The sequence below is a fragment of the Rhodanobacter sp. FW106-PBR-R2A-2-24 genome (assembly GCF_058789615.1).
In genome coordinates, this window is sequence record NZ_JBYTBV010000002.1 from 2612480 (window position 1) to 2631084 (window position 18605).

An 18605-nucleotide genomic window follows, 5' to 3' on the forward strand; every position below is an offset into this window, starting at 1 on the left:
CGCCAGCTCATGCCCCATGGCATCACGACGGGGTAGCGAGCCGTTGCAGATCCGCCTTCGCGCGGCGTCCCTGTCGCCTCGAAGTTGCTACCGCCCAAGCTCCTCGCCCGGCAGGCGGTGTTCGGGGCGCAGCCAGTATTCCGCGCTCTGCGCCTGCGCGAACAGGAAACCCTGGCCGTAGTGACAGCCCAGTTCCATCAGGATCTGCTGCTGCGTGGCGCTCTCCACGCCCTCGACAATCACCTTCATGCCCAGCGAGTCGGCCAGCGCCTGGATGGCGCGGATCACCGCCTTGCTCTCGCCGCGGGCGTCTTCTTCCAGGTCGACCACGAAGGAGCGGTCGATCTTCAGGGTGTCGAACGGGTATTGGCGCAGGTAGGAGAGCGAGGAGTAGCCGGTGCCGAAATCGTCCAGCACGATCAGCACGCCCTGCTGCTGCAGGTTCAGCAGCATGCGCTTCACCTGCTCGGGGTTGTCCAGCAGGGTGCTCTCGGTGACTTCGACGCGGATGTTGTGCGGCGGCACGCGGAAACGCTCCAGCAGCGCCAGCAGGCGGGTGTCGAGGTCGGCGTGGCGGAAGTGCAGGCCGGAGACATTGATGCTGACGTAGCCCCGCTCGCCGACCAGTTGGGTGACCTGGGCGCAGGTCTGCTCGAAGATCAGCCAGTCGATCGCTTCGGCGCAGCCGGTGTCCTCGGCGATCAGCAGGAAATCCTGCGGCAGCAGCATGCCGCGTTCGGGATGGTTCCAGCGCAGCAGTGCCTCGTAGCCCACCAGGCGGCCGTCGGCCAGCGACACGATGGGTTGGTAGAACGGCACGAATTCGCGTCGCGCCAGCGCGTGGCGCAGGTCGCCTTCCATGCGCAGCAGCGACAAGGCTTCGCGCCGCAGGCGGTCGTCGAACAGCGAGGTGCGGTGGCGGCCGCCATCCTTGGCCTGGTACATCGCCGAGTCGGCGTCGCGCAGCAGCTCTTCGGGCAGGTGGTAGTGCGCGCCGGCCATCGCGATGCCGATCGATGCCGAGGTGAAGATCTCGCGCGTACCCAGCCGGAACGGCGTTTGCAGCTCCTCCAGGATGTGCGTGGCGATCTGCTGCGCGGCATCCGCGTCGGAAACATGCTCCAGCAGCACGGCAAACTCGTCGCCGCCCAGGCGCGCCACCACGTCACGCGGGCGCAGGCAGGTGCGGATGCGCCCGCCCACCTGGAACAGCAGGTCGTCGCCCACCAGGTGACCGACCGAGTCGTTGATGACCTTGAAGCGGTCGAGGTCGATGAACAGCACCGCGAACAGGGCGTCGGGCGACCGGTGCAACTGCTGCAACGACTGCTCCAGCCGCTGCAGCAACAGGGTGCGGTTGGGCAGGCCGGTGAGCGTGTCGTGCAGGGTCTCGTACTTCAGCCGACGTTCGATGCGCTCGCGCTCGGCGATCTGCTCGCGCAGGTCGCGGTTGGCCAGCCCCAGCGCGCGGGTGCGTTCCACCACGCGCCGCTCCAGGCTGGCGTAGGCCTGCTTCAGTGTCGTATCCGCCTGCTTGCGCTGCAGTGCGTTGGCGACGTGGTAGCTGACGAAGGTGAGCAGTTCCTGGTCGCGCTCGGTGTAGGAGTGCTCCGGGGCGTAGCTCTGCACCGCCAGCACGCCGCGCACCTTGTCGCCCCAAGACAGCGGTACGCCCAGCCAGCACACCGAGGGCATGCCGATGTGGGAGAGCTCACCGCTGGCGAACAGGCGGTCGATGGCGGAGGTGTCGGCCAGCAGCGGCTTGCCGGTGCGCTGCACATACTCGGTGGCGCCGCGGCCGCGGCTGCGCGGCAGGCGTGTGGTTTCCTGCTCGTCCACCGAGTAGGGGAAGGTGACCAGCTGGTGCTCCTCGTCGATCAGCGCGATGTAGAAATTGCGCGCGTAGAGCAGGCTGGCGATGACCCGGTGTACGGCCGGGTAGAAATCCTCCAGGCTGTCGGTGGTGCCGGCCAGCTCGGCGATGCGGAACAGCGCCGCCTGCAGGCGTTCGCCGCGCTGGCGCTGCAGCACCTGCTGGCGCAGCACGCGGTTGGCCTCGCGCAACGCGGTGGTGCGATCGGCGACGCGGCGCTCCAGTTCGACCTGGGCGCTGCGCCGTTCGAGCGCCGTTTGCACGTGTTGCGCCACGTAGGTGAGCAGCTCCAGATCCTGCCGGGTGTACTGCACGCTGGTGCGGTAGCTTTGCACCGCGATGCAGCCCACTGGCTGCCCCGCGTGCAGCAGTGGCACACCGATGCAATGCTCGCAACGTGGGCCGTGCAGTTCGAACTGGCCGGCGAACTGTTCCGTCAGTTGGGCGACCGTGCCGATCAGCGGCTTGCCGTGGCGGATCAGGTGCCAGTTGATGCCATGCGCCAGCTCGTTGAGCGGGAAGATGCGCTCGGGCGCCGGCTGGCCGGTGTCGAGGGTGTCGACGTAGTACGGAAAGCGGAGGCTGTCGCTGGCGGCGTCGTACAGCGCAATGAAGAAATTCTCCGCGTACATCAGGCTGCCGACGATGGTGTGCAGCGAGCGCATCAGCGCGGTGAGGTCGGGTTCGGTGTTGGCCTGCTCGGCGATGGCATACAGCGCGCGCTGCAGGCGTTCGGCCAGTGCCAGGCGCGAGATTGCCTCGTAGAGACGACTGGATTCCGCCAGCTGGCGCAGTCGGGTATCGGCCAGTCGGCCCAGCCAGGCCAGTTGTCCGCGGGCGGCATCCGCTGGTGCGGCGTCGAGCTCCAGCGCCAGGATCTGCTGATGCGCAGTGTCCTCGGCCAGGTTGATCCGCCAGCCGGGCGGGCGGTGGTCGCGCTTGTCCGGCGCGCGCCAGTACAGATGCCCCTGGATACCGCCGTCGCGCAGCGCCCGCACGCAGGCATCCAGCACGCTGGCGCTGTCGGTGGCTTTCAGGAGATGTTCGATGGCCGTTGGTACGCCTTGCCATGCGCCCGCGGCTGCGGCGTCGGAAACAGGCTGCGTAGTGGATGCGGAATCCATGGGTACGGCGGGGGCCATCAATCAGCTTGCGTGCGGTTTCCCGTTATATCCCGTGAGCCGTGGTCACCGCCAGCGGAACGCGTTTTTCCGGTGCGAGCCGAGTGCCAACCCGATCACAGCGCGGCGTCATTGCTGTACCGGGGACTTGCCTCGGTGTTAGATAAATGTAAAATAGCGACACCTGTTTTCCTGCCCGATCATCGGTTCCCGGTCAAGCCCCATGCGCCGCCTGCTCGCTCCCCTGCTGCTTTGCCTGCTGCCGTTTGCCGCGGCGGGCCAAGGCGTGGACGACGCCAACGGCAAGCTGGCGGCACGACTGCTGAAGCAGCCGCCGGCGCAGGTCACCACGGTGGCACCGGGCGTGGTGGTGCCGCTCTGGCGTGGCTCGGATGGTCGCCTTTTGGCACTGAAGGCGGAGGCGCGCCGCGGCGCGCAGGCGCAGGTGCTGGACGCGCCACTGTCCTTCCATGCGGTGGATGCCGCCAGCGTAGTGAGCACCGGCTTGCAGTACGGCCTGGGGCCACGGCTGCAGGCGCATGCCGACGTCGACCAGCATTCTTGGGTCGGCAGTCCGACGCGCGTGGTGGGTAGTGAAGTGGGCGCCACTTATGGCGATGACCGCTATAGCCTTGGCTTGAGTGTGGGTACCCACGCGGTGCCGAACGGCGTCAGCTTGCCGCGCGTCCTGCCGGGCGCGGCGCCGGGCGTCGACGGCTTGTCCGATTTCGACAGCAGCACGCAGCTCAACGCGCGCGGCCGGCTGGCGCTGGGCGGCCGCAGCGGTATCGATGTCGGTGCCAGCGTGGGTCGGATCCATCTCCTGCCGGGCAACCTGCTGGGCATCAGCACGCTGGATCAGAAGGCCATCAGTTTTGGTGTCGACCACGGCCCGCTGAGCGGCGCCATCGTCGGCCGTACCATGCAGCCCCTGGCCGGCATCCCGGGCAATGGCTACAGCCCCGACCGTCGCTGGAACAGCATCGATTTGGGTGTTACCTGGCGCCTGCCATGGCAGGGCTCGCTGAGCGTCGGCGCACAGAACCTGTGGTCTTCGGGCAATGGTGCGGTGAACACGCCTACCGGCCCCGAACCCGATCAGTCGCGCACACCCTACGTGCAATATCACCAGGATCTCTGATCCATCGCGATCCAACAAAAACGCCGTCGCTTGCGACGGCGTTTTTGTTTCGGCCTGGTTGCGTGCATCGGTTACGCTTTCAGCGCCAGTCGCAGGGGTTCTAGTTGACATGCGTAGTTGCGCCATTGGCCAAGTCCCCGGGTGTGGATGGACTCGCGCACCTGCGCACTGCTTGGCGTGGCAACCGGGGCAGCATTGCGTTCGGGATTGAAGCAGGCTGCTTCGACAGCCAAGCCGCAGTGCGCCAGCACGTGGCGCACCGTTGCCTCAGTGTCTTGCACCAGCGCATCGTAGGGTACGTCGAGCATGGCTTCCGGCAGTGCCTTGCGCCAGTGCTGCGTCAGCCGCGCGTATTGCCCGTGGTAATGTGCCAGTGCGCCGAGGTCGTAGCTGTACGGCGAGATGTTGCCGAACATCGCCTTGTAGTTGGAAAAACAGGTGTCCATGGGATCGCGCACGAGGTGCAGGATGGGTGCGTGTGGCAGGGCGCGCCGGATGAAAGCTACCATCTGGATGTTCGCTGGCAGTTTGTCGATGTAATACGACTTGCCCTGCGCGCGCCATTGTGTCTGCTTCAAGTAACGCTCGCCAAGATCCCGATAGTCGATGTAGTCGCTGCGGCGGATAACCTCGAGCAGTCCGGTGGACTGGGCGGGTACGACATCGGCAACCCAGTGCAACTGGCGCCAAAAGTCGATGATTTCTCCAGCCGAAGCAACCTGTGAATGGCTGGAAAGTATCCGTTCGAGTAGGGTCGTGCCCGAACGGGGCATGCCGACGACGAAGATGGGTGTAGGGCCAGGTGGCCGTGCCGTGGCGGGATGCGATGGCATGAGCGCCACGCCGATCAGGGCGTCGGTGATGGCTTCTTCAGCCGGCGCGTCATAGGGATTCAATGCGTGCATGATCGCGTTGCAGCGCGACAGGGCATCCCACGCCTCGTCGTGTCGGCCCAGGTCGTCCAGCGTTTTGAAGCGTGCGTATTCGAATTCCGCCCGCACGAATTTACGGCTGGCCTCGCCCTCGCCGGTTTCGTGTGGGATCTCACGTAATTGTTTGTCGATCCAGCCCAGCCGATGTGACTCGGGGCGTTGCTTGCGCAGGTTGACAAGCACCGTAGCTGCATCGCCGAACTGCGGCCAGCGTTCGAGCATGCGCTCCAGTAGTGTTTGTGCCTCGTCGATTCGGCCGCTGAATTGCAGCAGCATGGCATGCATGTGCAATTCGCCGGGTGAATCCGCGCCGGCGCGCAGAGCCAACTCGATGCGATCCAGTGCCTCAGCGAGGTCGCCGATCATGAAGCGCAGGTGAGCTTGGGCGACCAGTAGATCGGCTGGCGGGTTTGGCGCCTGCTCCAACAGTTTCAGACAGGCCCGCGCAGCAACGATTTCGCCACTGGCGACCAGCCGCTGCGTGAGGGCGACGATCAAGGGCGCGTTGCGCGGCAGCTGGCTGGCGGCCATAAGCAGGGGGCGGGTGGATGCACGCAAGTGCCCGCGTCGAAACAGCACTTCCGACAGTTCGATTAGTGCTTCGGTGTCGTACGGCGCTTGGGCAAGTTGCCGTTCCAGCGACCTTTGCGTTTGCGCCAATTGGTTATCGTCCGTGGCTTGGCCATTCCTGGACTGTGGCCCGAGCAAGGCGATCATGGGCGTCGTCGAGTTCATCTCGGGATGGTAGCTGCCTTGGTACGGCTGGCTCAATCCATGATTTTACGGATGCGCGGGTGTGAGCGCGTGGGCCCACTGCTACGACGACGTGGCGATGGAAAGCTGGAACCAACCACGGCCTGAAGGTCGAGGCAACCCACGGGAAGCGCTTTCAGCTACGCGCGAGCGGGCACGCGCCTGCATGTTCGGGCACTTTGAGGTTGACTATCACCGAACCCGGCTCCGCTCATGACTAGACCACCTCAGCCCAGTGCAGTTCGAGCTGGCCAACACCGCATGTTTGAGTGTCCGACATCCGAGGGCAAGATCTTTCGACCGTGGGGCAAAATCAGGATCCCCTTGACGGGTAGCTACGAGTCATGAAATTTTTGTTGACCTGCATGTTTGAGCGTCATAACTTTGTGATAGCAGAGGTCGTTCGCTGCGATGGGCACGAGATCTCGCTCCGTGAACCCGCAGAGAGGGGGCAGGTCTGCCGTTTCGATGTGCTTGGGTCATATCAGGTCGTCCATTCTGGACATTCATCTTGGGGAGAACACTAATGAGCATTCGCTACCGCACCAGCGCCATGCGTTGGCGCCCTACCGCCTTGGCGATCGCCATGGGTTTGAGTTTCAGCGGCGCCGTGCTTGCGCAGGGTACCGTGGGCAGCATCTTCGGCTCTGCGCCGGTTGCATCAGGCGAGACCGTGATGGTCACTGGTGCCTCGGGCTTCGCGCGCGAGGTGCCAGTCGATAGCGCGGGCCACTATCGCGTTGACAACCTGCCGGTGGGTAGCTACACGGTTTCCCTGAAGCAGGGTGGCAAGGTCATCAGTACGCATGAAAACGCTTACGTGTCGACCGGCTCCGCCGCAGGTGTGGATTTCTCCACGACCGCGAGTAGCGCCACTCAGCTGTCCTCGGTGACGGTCACGGCTAGCGCGCTGCCCGCCATCGACGTCACCAACGTCAACTCCAGCACGGTCATTACCTCGGCCGACTTGAAGCGCCTGCCGGTGGCGCATAGTGCCGAAGCCATCGCCCTGTTGGCACCGAACACCACTTCAGGCAGCAGCTTCTTCACAGGCCCTGGCGGCAAGTCGTTGGTGTCGTTTGGTGGCTCCAGTGTGACGGAGAACGCCTACTACGTGAACGGCTACAACGTCGGCGAGCCCTACAAGAACTTGGGTGGCTTCCAGTTGCCCTATGGCGCCATCGAGCAGCAGGAAACCCTCACCGGCGGCTACGACGCCAAGTACGGACGCTCCGACGGCGGCGTGATAAATCAGGTCGGCAAGCGCGGCAGCGACGAGTGGCACTTCGGTGGCCAGGTTTCCTGGCAGCCACGTTCGCTGGAAGGTACGCCGGTCAACTACCGCTATGGCAACACCCCGCTTCCGGCGGCCACCCCGCTGCTCAATTATGCAAGCGACCCGAATGCGCCTGGCACGCTGCGTCAGTATCGCAACGACAACAAGCAATGGGAGACGATCTACTCCGCCTACGCGGGTGGCCCGTTGATCAAGGACAAGCTGTACATGTTCCTGGCTGGCGAAACCACCAAGAATAAAGGCACCAACGTTGAAAACAACGACAACGCCAAGGTGCAAAATTACACTGATAAAGACACCAAGTTCTACGGCAAGCTGGACTGGAACATCACCGATACCAACATCCTGGAACTGACTACGCTGAAGGACAACAACAGTCGTGGTGCCGGTTCCACCTACGGCTTCGACTACAACACGCTGAAGAGCGGCGCGTACGTCACCAAGAACGATGTTACCAAGGACAATGCCCAGATCTACATTGGGCACTTCACCAGCTACATCACTGACAATGCCACCTTAAGCATCGTTGGCGGCAAGGCGCACTTCCAAGATCCGGTCGCTTACGGCAACACCAGCCAACTGCCGTTTATCTCTCGCGGTAGCAATGCCACCTTGCCGGGTGGCGGCCATCCGACCAACGACCAGACCAATACCACCTGGACTTCGCCAGGTGCCAAGAACTCCACCCGCGGCCTGCGCGTGGACTTCGACTACAGGCTGGGTGACCATGACCTGCTGGCCGGTATGGACAACATGTACTACCGCGCCACCGACCAAGGCCCGAACCAGCAAAACCCGAACGGCCCACTCAACTACTACTGGCGCTACCTGGGTGGCAACGAGGTGCAGCAGCGCGAGATCGGCTGGGCGACCAGTATGACCACGTCGCAGAAAGCCTGGTACCTGCAGGACAACTGGCAGGTGGCCCAGAGCGTCTACCTGAGCATCGGTCTGCGCAACGACCGCTTCACCAACTTCAACGACCTGGGCAAGGCCTTCGTCGACCAGAAAAACCAGTGGGAGCCGCGTATCGGTGCCAGCTGGGACGTGTTCGGCGACTCCTCGTTCAAGGTCTACGGCAATGCCGGTCGCTACTACCTCGCCCTGCCGGACAACGCGGCGGAGCGCGCGGCCAATCGTTCGACCTTTCTCACTACCAATTACTCGTACACCAGTATCGACCCGGTCACCGGCATTCCGCAGGGCCTGACCCAGCTCGGTCCGACGACTTCGCCCGATGGCGAAACGGGCGCGCCCAAGGATCCGATGCAGGTCGCCGCGCGCAACCTGAAGCCGGAATACGTGGACGAGTTCATCGTCGGCTTCGACAAGAAGCTGGGCGACAACTGGGTGTACGGTGCCAAGGCCATGTGGCGCGACCTGAAGGCGGCGATCGACGACGAGTGCTCGCCGGGACAGATTGCCAACAAGATGACCGCGATGGGCCTCGATCCGACCAAGTACGGCAGCTCGCTTTATGGCGCCTCGTACTGCCGCTTGTTCAACCCGGGCATGACCAATGACATGTTGTTGGTTTCCGATGACGGCAGCACCAAGACCATCGTGCCGATGACCTTGAAGGACTGGGGCTTCAGCCGTGGTGCCGTGCGCAAGTACGGTTCGCTGGACATGTACCTGGAGCATCCGTTCGACGGCAAGTGGTATGGTCGCGTCGACTACACCTTCACCCGCGGCTTCGGCAACACCGAAGGCCAGGTGCGTTCCGATTTCGGTCAGCAGGACGTCTCCAAGACGGAAGACTGGGATAGCTGGCAGCTGATGGACGGCCAGTACGGCGAGTTCTCCAACGTCCGGAAGCACCAGATCAGGTTCCGCGGCGACTACGAGATCTCGCCGGAATGGCTGGTTTCGGCCACCTTGCTGGTGCAGTCCGGTATGCCCAAGGAGTGCCTGGGCTACTTCGGTCCGCTCACCCAGGGTCCGGGCGGTTACCTCCCCGGTGGCGCCAACGACCCGACCGGCTACAACAACTCCGGCACCGGCAACTATCACTGGTGCAACGGCCAGCGCGTGACGCCCGGCTCGAACGGCCACACGCCGTGGACGGAGCTGCTCAACCTGGGTGTGCATTACCACCCGGCGTTCGCGAACAACAAGCTGGGCTTCAACTTCGACGTCTTCAATGCGTTGAACCAGCAGCGTGCCCAGCAGGTCGATCCGTCGTACCCGTCGTCGTTCGTTAAGGGCAGCAACACGATGGTCATCAGCAACTACTACGGGCGGCCGCTGTTCACCACGCCGCCGCGTACCATGCGTTTGTCGGTGACCTACGACTACTAATCAACGACAGTACTGATGCAGCTCAGCCACCGGTCGCAAGACCGGTGGCTTTTTTTGGGGTTGGATGGCCCGTCCTGAGATGAGTAGCCAACACCGCTTAATCGAGTGTCCGAAACTCGGGGGCAAGATCACCAAATCAATGCGACGTGTGAATGCGCAAATCGCCGCTGAAGGTTTCCAGCTTGATGGTGCCGCTGCCGCTGCCTAGCGTGGCGTCGAGCTTGCTGCCCGGGCCGTGACTGGCTCGTTGCGCGGTGCCCGAGTCGCTGCGCAGGTCGCCGCTGAAGCTGCTGGCGTGCAGCGCGGCCGAGGTGTTGGCGGGCAGTTGCAGTTGCACGTTGCCGCTCATGCTGTCGATGGCGAGCTGGCCGCTGGGCAGCACGCCGCCGCTCACCTGCACGTCGCCCGATACCGTGCTCAGGGTGAAGGCCTGCCATGGCCCGCCACTGGCCTGGATGTGGCCGGAGATGGTTTGCAGTTTCGCCTGAGCGCCCAGTACCGGGGCGAGGATGTCGCCGCTCACCGTCTGCAGGTTGGCCGCGTCGGCGTGGCCGGCCAGCTCGATGTTGCCGCTGACGCTGTCGATGTCGAGCGTGGGTGCGCTGGCGTTGATGCGCACCCGCCCACTGACGGTGTTGACGCTGATCTTGCCGCCAGCCAGGCCGTCGACGATCAGGGGGGCGCTGACCAGGTGCACGTTGAGGCTGGCACCGCGCGGCACGTGCAGATCCAACAGAGTGTCGCCCATGTGGCTGCTGCTGCCCCAGTTGAACCAGCCACCGCCGTCGGCGGCCTGCACCTTGATCGTGAGGTCGCCGTCGCTGCCGGTGATCGCCAGTGGTTTGGCGCCGTCGCCGAGGCGGCCTTCCACCTGCACCATTGGGCGATCCCAGGCAGTGACGTGCACGCTGCCGGCGACGTTGCTGATGTCGATGTGGGCCGTGGCGGTGGCGGCGTGGCTGAGATGGATCGGCGTGTCGGCGTAGGCCAGTCCGATGGACAGACACAACAGCAAGGGGGTGAGGTAAGTGGCTTTCATGGCGATGGTCTCCGGCTGGCTTCAGCCGGCCTCGTGGCTGAGTTGGCGAAGTTGCGACTGCTGTTGATGGGTGCGCGCCAGCAGCCGCTGCAGCATCGGCGAGCCGGGGATCTGCCGCAACGCCAGGCGCAGTTCGAGGTTGGCGGCGTCCAGTTCGATGGCGGCGCCGGCCAGGCGCGGGTCGGTGGGTTTCCAGCGCGCATCCGCCAACGCGGTGTTGGCCGTGGCGGATGGCTGGTGCAGGCGCACGCCCAGCAGGCCGGTGAGCAGGAAGGCGATGGCCAGCGCGGCGGCCTGTGCCCATGGCCGCCAGTCGGCACGTGGCGACGCCGGCGGTGCGGCTGGCGTTTCGCGCGCGGCGAGGGCGGCTTCGATTGGGCCCCACAGGTCGCGGCTGGGAGCGATGGGCTGGCGCAGTTCGCGCAGTTGGCGACGCCACTCGAGTTCGTTCATGGCTGTTGTCCCAGTGCCTTGCGCAGCAGTTGCCGCGCGCGGTGCAGTTGCGCCTTGGAGGTGCCGACGGCCATGGCCATCTCCAGGCTGATGTCCTCGTGGCGCCAACCTTCGATGTCGTGCAGCACCAGCACGGCGCGGGCGCGGGGCGGCAGGCGGGCGATGGCGCGTTCCAGTTCCTCGCGCTCGGCGGCGCAGAACGGGACATCGGCGTGCTCGGGCAAGGCTGCGTCGTCTGTGTAACCCACCGGGTCGGCGCGCTGGGCACGCAGGGCCATCAGCGCGAGATTGACCGCGAGGCGGTACAGCCAGGTGCCGAAGGCGCTCTCGTGGCGGAAACCGGGCAGCTTCTGCCAGGCGCGCACGAAGGCTTCCTGGGTGAGATCCTCGGCGCGGGCGTGGTCGAAGCCGGCCAGTCGGCACATGGCGCCGTGCACGCGGCCCACGTGCCGCCGGTAGAGCCGTTGGAACGCGGCATGTTCGCCTTGCACCGCGGCGCGCACGTCATCGATGTCGGGATCGGCGGCAGCGGTGGCTGGCGGCATGGCGCGGTCGGTGGCAGGGCGGGCGGGCATCTTGCCAGCTTGGATGCCCGTGGCGCGCGAAAGGTTGGCATCGCTGCGGACTTGCCGCAGCGATGCCCTGGCGGTCAGGCCGTTTCCGCCTCGGTGGCACCCAGGGCTTCGGCCACGCGTTGTTGCTCGGCGCGCAGCGCGGCGGGCAGGCGCGGCGCGAAGCTGTCCAGGTATTCGCCGATGGCGGCCAGCTCACCTTGCCAGCCGGCGCGATCCACGGCCAGGAGTCCGGCCAGCGTGAGCGGGTCGAGGTGCAAACCGTCGAGGTGGATTTCGCCGGGGGCGGGCAGGATGCCGATGGGCGTGGCCTCGCCGCGTGCCTTGCCTTCCACGCGCGCGATCATCCATTCCAGCACGCGCAGGTTGTCGCCGAAGCCCGGCCACAGGAACTTGCCGTCCTTGCCTTTGCGGAACCAGTTGACGTGGAAAATCCTGGGCAGTTTGGCGCCGGGCTGGTCGAAGCTCAGCCAGTGCGCGAAGTAGTCGCCGTAGTGGTAGCCGCAGAAAGGCTTCATGGCCATCGAGTCGCGGCGCAGCACGCCTACCGCGCCGGTGGCGGCGGCGGTGGTTTCCGAACCCATCGCGGCGCCAAGCAGCACGCCGTGCGTCCAGTCGCGGGCTTCCATCACCAGCGGCAGCAACGAGGGGCGGCGGCCGCCGAAGACGATGGCGCTGATCGGCACGCCCTGCGCGTCCTCGGCCATCGGCGACCAGGTGGGGCACTGCTTCGCGCTCACGGTGAAGCGCGAGTTGGGGTGCGCGGCGGGGCCGTTGGCGGGGTCATACGGACGGCCCTGCCAGTCGGTGACCGGCGTGCCGGGCAGGCCTTCCCACCACGGCTGCAGGTCGGCGGTGACGGCGACGTTGGTGAAGATGGTGTCGCGCGCGATGGATTTCAGCGCGTTCGAGTTGGTGGCGGTGCTGGTGCCCGGTGCCACGCCGAAGAAGCCGGCTTCCGGGTTGATCGCGTATAGACGTCCATCCGCGCCGGGGCGCATCCAGCAGATGTCGTCGCCCACCGTCCACACCTTCCAGCCGTCCTTGCGGTAGCCCTCGGGCGGAATCAGCATGGCGAGGTTGGTCTTGCCGCAGGCCGAGGGGAAGGCAGCCGCGATGTAGTGAGTTTCGCCCTTGGGGTTTTCGATGCCCACGATCAGCATGTGCTCGGCCAGCCAGCCCTCGTCGCGGGCCTGGTTGCTGGCGATGCGCAGGGCGTGGCACTTCTTGCCCAGCAGCGCGTTGCCGCCGTAGCCGGAGCCGTAGGACTTGATGGTGCGCTCGGCGGGGAAATGCATGATGAAGCGACGCTCGGGGTCGAGCTCGCCCACCGAGTGCAGGCCCTTGACGAAGGAACCCTCGCGCTCGATGCGCGCCTGCGCGGCGGCGCCCATGCGCGTCATGATCTTCATGTTGGCAACCACATAGGGGCTGTCGGTGATCTCCACGCCACAGCGCGACAGCGGCGAGTCGATCGGCCCCATGCAGTACGGGATGACGTACATCGTGCGGCCCTGCATGCAGCCGTCGAACAGCGCGTCCATCTTGGCGTGCGCCTCGGCCGGGGCCATCCAGTGGTTGTTCGGGCCGGCGTCCTCGCGGTGTTCGTGGCAGACGAAGGTGAGGTGCTCGACGCGCGCCACGTCGCCGGGATTGGAGCGATGCAGGTAGCAGCCAGGGTGGGTGGCCTGGTTCAGCTCGATCAGGGTGCCGTCGGCCAGCATCTGCCGAACCAGGGATTGGTATTCGGCATCGGAGCCGTCGCACCAGTGGATGCGGTCGGGCCGGGTGAGGGTCGCCACCTCGGCGACCCAGCGTTCAAGCGTTTCCAGCGTGCTGGCCATCGTGCCCTCGGAAGGTTTGCGAAAAAACGGTTTGGCGACCGTAATTTGCGGGCACTGGTATTGCAAGGACGGGTGCAGCATGAAGGCGTGGAAGGCCTTGCTTTGCAACGAAAAACGGCGCCTTGCGGGCGCCGTTGCGTCGGGCTTTCGCGTGGCCTTCAGGCCGGGATCAGGGTGGCGATCATGTGCTCGATGTAGCCGTCGAATTCGTCGTGGTTCAGGCGCGGCAGGCCGAGGGTGAAGTTCAGCTGCAGGAAGCCCACGTAGGCGGCATAGGTGAGCCGTGCGCGGTTCAGCGCTGCGCGCTCCGGCAGGCCGGCTTCGCGGTAGGCGGTGTTCAGGAACTCGGTGCGTCGCTGCGACACGCGCGCCATCACCGGCACCACCAACGGGTGATCCAGCGCCTTCAGCAGGGCGGCGTAGACGCGGTGCGGCTGCAATTCGTGCGCCACGCGGCGGAACAGCTCGGGCAGGCGCAGGCGCGGGTCGGCGATCTGTTCGATCTGGCCGAGCACCTCGCGTTCGCCGTATTGCTCCCAGCGCTCCAGCGCGGCCTGCAGCAGCGCCTCGCGCGAGCGGAAATGCCAGTAGAAGCTGCCCTTGGTGACGCCGAGCTGGCGGGCCAGCGCCTCGACGGCGAGCGCGCCCACGCCTTGGTCGGCGATCATCTGCAGTGCCGCGTGTTCCCAGTCTTCAGCGGTGAGGCGGCTGCGTTCGGGTTTGTGGTTGGCATCCATCGCCGTATGGTAGCCGTTGCACGCTGTTTTGTAATCCGCATCGAGCTGGGCGCGGGCGGGTTGACGGCGGTCGAAGCCACCATCCATACTCGTCCGTATGGAATCGCTCGCCACCACCCCGCATCCGGAATCGCTTGTCGCGACCGATGGTCTGCGCCTTGCCGTGGAGACGCTGGCCGGCGCGGGCGTCACCGCTGGCGCGCCCTTGCTATTCGCGCACGGCTTCGGCCAGACCCGCGGCGCCTGGCGCGGGGCGATGGCGGGCATGGCGGCACGCGGCCATCGCTGCGTGAGCTTCGACGCGCGCGGCCATGGTGAAAGCGGGCGCTCGCCCGGCGGTGATTACCGCATGGAGCAATTTACCGACGACCTGCTGCATGTCGCGCGGCAACAACCGCAGCGGCCGATCCTGGTGGGCGCCTCGATGGGCGGTCTGCTGGGCCTGGTGACGGCGGGCGAGACGCGACCGGCGCCGTTCCGCGCGCTGATCCTGGTGGACATCACGCCGCGCTGGGAGACGCGCGGGGTGGAGCGCATCCTCGCCTTCATGCAGGCCCATCCCGATGGCTTCGCCGGTTACGCGGAGGCGGCCGACGAGATTGCCGCCTATCTGCCGCAGCGCGGCTCCCGCAAGAGCGAGGAACAGCTGCGCCCGCTGCTGCGCGAAGGCAGTGATGGCCGCCTGCGTTGGCACTGGGATCCGGCGCTCCTGGCCGGCGACTTGATCGCGCAGAGCGAGCGCTACCAGCCGCGCCTGTTCGCCGCCGCCGCGCAGGTGCATGTGCCGGTGCTGCTGTTGTCGGGCGAGCGCAGCGACGTGGTGTCGCACGCCACGGTGGCGGAGTTTCTGAAGCTGGTGCCGCATGCGCGCCATGTCGAGGTGGCGGGTGCCACCCACATGCTGGCTGGCGACGCCAACGACGCGTTCACCCGCGAAATCGCACAGTTCATTCAAACGCTTGAAAACGACGGTGGTGCCGGGTGCGGCGCCGCTGCCATGTAACCGCAACGAGGAAGTCGAGATGTCCGTGATATTCACCTTGCTGGCGGCGCTGATCGCGACCGGCGCCTGTGCCTACCATCGCAGCAGCCTGCGCACCTTCGCCGTCGCGGCGCCGGTGACCACCCTCGTGGTGGGGCTGGCCAGCGGCGCCATCGCGACGATGATCGTGCTCTTGGTGCTCGAGCTGGGCATCGCCGTGCCGCTGCTCATGGAAAGCTTCCGCCGCCGGCAGATCAGCGCGCCGCTGCTGAAGATCTTCGCCAAGGTCACGCCGAAGCTCTCGGAAACCGAGCAGACCGCGCTGGAAGCCGGCACGGTGGGTTTCGAAGGCGAGCTGTTCTCCGGCAAGCCGGATTGGCACGAGCTGCTCAAGCAGCCCAAGCCGCTGCTTTCCGTGGAGGAACAGGCCTTCATGGACGGCCCGGTGGAACAGCTGTGCGGCATGATCGACGACTGGCAGATCACCCACGAGCTGGCCGACCTGCCGCCGGAAATCTGGGCCTTCATCAAGCAGCACAAGTTCTTCGGCATGATTATCCCAAAGCGCTACGGCGGCCTGGAATTCTCCGCGCTGGCGCACTCGGCGGTGCTGCAGAAGCTGAACTCGATGTCGGCGACGGTGGCCTCCACCGTCGCCGTACCCAACTCGCTGGGGCCGGCCGAGCTGATCCGCCATTACGGCACCGAGGAACAGAAGGATTACTACCTGCCGCGTCTGGCCGTGGGCGAGGAGATTCCCTGTTTCGCACTCACCGGCCCCTACGCCGGTTCGGACGCCACCTCCATCCCCGATCTGGGCGTCGTCTGCAAGCAAGTGGTGGACGGCGTGGAAACCGTGGGCATCAAGCTCAGCTTCGACAAGCGCTACATCACGCTGGCGCCGGTCGCCACCGTGGTGGGTTTGGCCTTCCGCATGCTCGATCCCGAGCACATCCTGGGTGAGCAGGAAGACCTCGGCATCACGCTGGCGCTGCTGCCGCACACCACGCCGGGGCTGGAAATCGGCCGCCGCCACTTCCCGCTCAACGTACCGTTCCAGAATGGCCCGGTGCGCGGCAAGGACGTGTTCGCGCCGCTGTCGGTCTTGATCGGCGGCCCGGCGATGGCCGGGCAGGGCTGGCGCATGCTGGTGGAATGCCTCTCGGTGGGCCGCGCCATCTCGCTGCCCTCCAACGCCACCGGCGGCATGCGCATGCAGGCACTGGCCACCGGCAGCTATGCGCGCATGCGCAAGCAGTTCGGTCTCGCCGTGGCGCGTTTCGAGGGCGTGGAAGAAGCGCTGGCGCGCATCGGCGGCCTCACCTATGCCACCGCCGCGCTGTCGCGTGCCACGGCGGCGGCGGTGGATCGCGGCGAGCGCCCGGCGGTGCCTTCGGCCATCGCCAAATACCACGCCACCGAATGGGCGCGGCGCACCGCGATGGATACGCTGGACGTGCACGGCGGCAAGGCGGTGCAGTTGGGCCCGTCGAACTACGCCGGCCGTGGCTGGATGGCGGTGCCCATCGCGATCACGGTGGAAGGCGCCAACATCATGACGCGCAGCCTGATGATCTTCGGCCAGGGCGCGATCCGCTGCCATCCGTATGTGCTGAAGGAAATGCAGTCGCTCGGCATCGCCGACTACGGCGACAAGCTGCGTGCCTTCGACCAGGCGCTGTTCGGCCATATCGGCTTCGGCATTTCCAACGCCGCGCGCAGTTTCGCCATGGGCCTGGCCGGTGGCCGCCTGGGCGAGGCTGCCGGCGATGCCTACACGCGCCGCTACTACAAGAAGCTCAACCGCTACTGCGCCGCGCTGGCGCTGTGCGCCGACGTGTTCATGGGCGTGCTGGGCGGCAAGCTGAAGTTCAAGGAAAAGCTCTCCGCGCGCCTGGGCGACGTGCTCAGCTATCTGTACATCGCCAGCAGCATGCTCAAGCGCTACGAGGACAGCGGCCGGCCGGAAGCGGATCGTCCCTTCCTCGCCTGGGGTTTCCACGAGTGCATGTGGCTGATCCAGAACGCGCTGGATGGCGCCATCCGCAACTTCCCGGTGCGCCCGGTGGCGTGGCTGCTGCGCGCGCTGGTGTTTCCGCTGGGCCGTCGCGAGGTGCCGCCGTCCGACCGCCTGGGTCGCCGCGTGGCCGCCCTGCTCACCGCGCCCAACGAGGCGCGTGCGCGGCTGGGCGAGTGGATCTACCTCACGCCCACGGCCAACAACACGGTGGGCCGCATGAATGCCCTGCTGCCCGAGGTGATCGCCGCCGAGCCGGTGGAGCGCAAGCTGCTGAAGGCGGTGAAGGGCGGTGAGCTGAAGAGCCACGACTGGGATGGCCAGCTGGCCGAGGCGCAGGCCGCCGGCGTGCTGAACCAGGCCGAGGCGGAGCTGCTCAAGCGCGTGCGCGAAGGCGTGTTCGAGTTCATCTCGGTGGATGATTTCGACACCGATGAAATGCGCGCGGCGGTGACGCGCGCGGACGCCGCCAAGCGCAAGCTGGCCGGCGCGGCGTGAGGATCAGCCGGCGGGCGCCGATGGCGCGTCCGCCGGGGCCAGCGCGCAACGGTTCTTGCCGCCGCGCTTGGCCACGTACATCGCGTGGTCGGCATCCAGCATCAGCCGCGATCCGGCATCGCGCCGGGTATCGGCGTGGTCGTGCCAGGCGATGCCGATGCTGGCGCTGACGCGCACCGCGATGGAGTGGCCGTCGACGCGCAGGGCATAGGGCTCGGCGAGCGCCGCGCAAAGTTTCTCGCACAGTTGCAGCGCCTGCGCGGGGACGTCCAGGTCTTCCATGATGAGGGCGAATTCGTCGCCGCCCAGTCGCGCCACCGTGTCGGTGCGACGCAGCTGCTGCAGCAGGCGGCTGGCGATTTCCTGCAGCAGGGCGTCGCCGGCGGCGTGGCCGTGGCCGTCGTTGACCTGCTTGAAGCCGTCCAGGTCGATGTTGGCCAGCGCGAAACCGCGGGCGTGGCGGCCGGCGCGCTCGATGGCGCCGAGCAGGCGGTCATGGAACAGCATGCGGTTGGGCAGGCCGGTCAGCGGATCGTGGCTGGCCTGGTGGCGCACCATGGCCTCGATCAGCTTGCGTTCCTCCACTTCGAGGCGCAGTTCCTCGTTGCGCCTGGCCAGCTCCTGCACCGTCTGCTGCAGCCTGGCCCTGGCCTCGTGCAGTTCGAGGAAGAGGCGCACCTTCGATTGCAGGATCGTATCGTCGACCGGTTTGGTGATGTAGTCGATGGCGCCGGCGCGGTAGCCCTTGAGCCGCTGCCGCTCGTCGGCATGGGCGGCGGTGACGAAGATGATGGGCATTTCGCGCAGGCGCTCGCTGCCTTCGAGCAGGTGGGCGACCTCGAAGCCGTCCATGTCCGGCATGTTGACGTCGAGCAGGATCAGCGCGTAGTCGTTGTCCAGGCACAGCGCCAGCGCCTCGTTGCCATTGCGTGCCTCGTGCAGCTCGGCGCCGCAGTGGGCCAGCAGATGACGCATGGCCACCAGGTTGGCGGGGGTGTCGTCGACGATCAGAATCTTGGCTTGCATCCGGCGTCTCGCGCGCGAG

General features: G+C 66.2%; 12 protein-coding genes. 4 read left to right on the forward strand and 8 right to left on the reverse strand.

Translation table 11 applies throughout. From position 1 onward, the window contains the following. Positions 1-87: 87 nt before the first annotated feature. Positions 88-2997: a bifunctional diguanylate cyclase/phosphodiesterase gene (locus AC3WQA_RS13050; RefSeq protein WP_492675475.1), complete on the reverse strand. Its 2910-nt coding sequence runs from the start codon at positions 2995-2997 to the stop codon at positions 88-90. A 220-nt stretch (positions 2998-3217) separates the two neighbouring features. On the opposite strand from AC3WQA_RS13050, the gene AC3WQA_RS13055 reads away from it, so the two are divergent. Continuing rightward, a complete protein-coding gene (locus tag AC3WQA_RS13055; RefSeq protein WP_492675476.1) occupies positions 3218-4135 on the forward strand; it encodes a hypothetical protein in 918 nt (305 codons plus the stop codon). A gap of 71 nt (positions 4136-4206) precedes the next feature. On the opposite strand, the gene AC3WQA_RS13060 is transcribed toward AC3WQA_RS13055, so the two are convergent. Next, a complete protein-coding gene (locus AC3WQA_RS13060) occupies positions 4207-5784 on the reverse strand; it encodes a tetratricopeptide repeat-containing sulfotransferase family protein (RefSeq protein ID WP_492675477.1) in 1578 nt (525 codons plus the stop codon). Between the two features lie 562 nt (positions 5785-6346). On the opposite strand from AC3WQA_RS13060, the gene AC3WQA_RS13065 reads away from it, so the two are divergent. Next, a complete protein-coding gene (locus AC3WQA_RS13065; protein ID WP_492675478.1) occupies positions 6347-9418 on the forward strand; it encodes a TonB-dependent receptor in 3072 nt (1023 codons plus the stop codon). 136 nt (positions 9419-9554) lie between these two features. Here AC3WQA_RS13065 and AC3WQA_RS13070 read toward each other — a convergent pair whose 3' ends face one another. From AC3WQA_RS13070 to AC3WQA_RS13090, 5 genes are all read right to left on the reverse strand, one after another. Beyond that, positions 9555-10457, reverse strand: coding sequence for a DUF4097 family beta strand repeat-containing protein (locus tag AC3WQA_RS13070; RefSeq protein ID WP_492675479.1), 903 nt, complete (start codon positions 10455-10457; stop codon positions 9555-9557). 21 nt (positions 10458-10478) lie between these two features. Beyond that, positions 10479-10910, reverse strand: a complete 432-nt coding sequence (locus AC3WQA_RS13075) for a hypothetical protein (RefSeq protein WP_492675480.1) — start codon at positions 10908-10910, stop codon at positions 10479-10481. Continuing rightward, positions 10907-11455 (reverse strand): RNA polymerase sigma factor, encoded by a 549-nt coding sequence (locus tag AC3WQA_RS13080; protein WP_492676361.1) that lies wholly within the window; start codon positions 11453-11455, stop codon positions 10907-10909. The genes AC3WQA_RS13075 and AC3WQA_RS13080 overlap by 4 nt, the downstream gene beginning before the upstream one ends. Positions 11456-11559: 104 nt before the next feature. Continuing rightward, complete coding sequence (locus tag AC3WQA_RS13085; RefSeq protein WP_492675481.1) at positions 11560-13326, reverse strand: phosphoenolpyruvate carboxykinase (GTP); 1767 nt, start codon at positions 13324-13326, stop codon at positions 11560-11562. A gap of 158 nt (positions 13327-13484) precedes the next feature. Then, positions 13485-14063, reverse strand: coding sequence for a TetR/AcrR family transcriptional regulator (locus AC3WQA_RS13090; RefSeq protein WP_492675482.1), 579 nt, complete (start codon positions 14061-14063; stop codon positions 13485-13487). 97 nt (positions 14064-14160) lie between these two features. Here AC3WQA_RS13090 and AC3WQA_RS13095 point away from each other — a divergent pair, with 97 nt between their 5' ends. After that, positions 14161-15066 carry an alpha/beta fold hydrolase gene (locus tag AC3WQA_RS13095; RefSeq protein ID WP_492675483.1) on the forward strand — a complete coding sequence of 302 codons (906 nt, stop codon included), beginning with the start codon at positions 14161-14163 and terminating at the stop codon, positions 15064-15066. A 19-nt stretch (positions 15067-15085) separates the two neighbouring features. After that, positions 15086-17560, forward strand: coding sequence for an acyl-CoA dehydrogenase (locus AC3WQA_RS13100; RefSeq protein ID WP_492675484.1), 2475 nt, complete (start codon positions 15086-15088; stop codon positions 17558-17560). A gap of 3 nt (positions 17561-17563) precedes the next feature. Here the strand turns inward: AC3WQA_RS13100 and AC3WQA_RS13105 are convergent, their stop codons facing one another. Next, positions 17564-18586 carry a diguanylate cyclase domain-containing protein gene (locus AC3WQA_RS13105; protein WP_492675485.1) on the reverse strand — a complete coding sequence of 341 codons (1023 nt, stop codon included), beginning with the start codon at positions 18584-18586 and terminating at the stop codon, positions 17564-17566. Positions 18587-18605 lie beyond the last annotated feature (19 nt).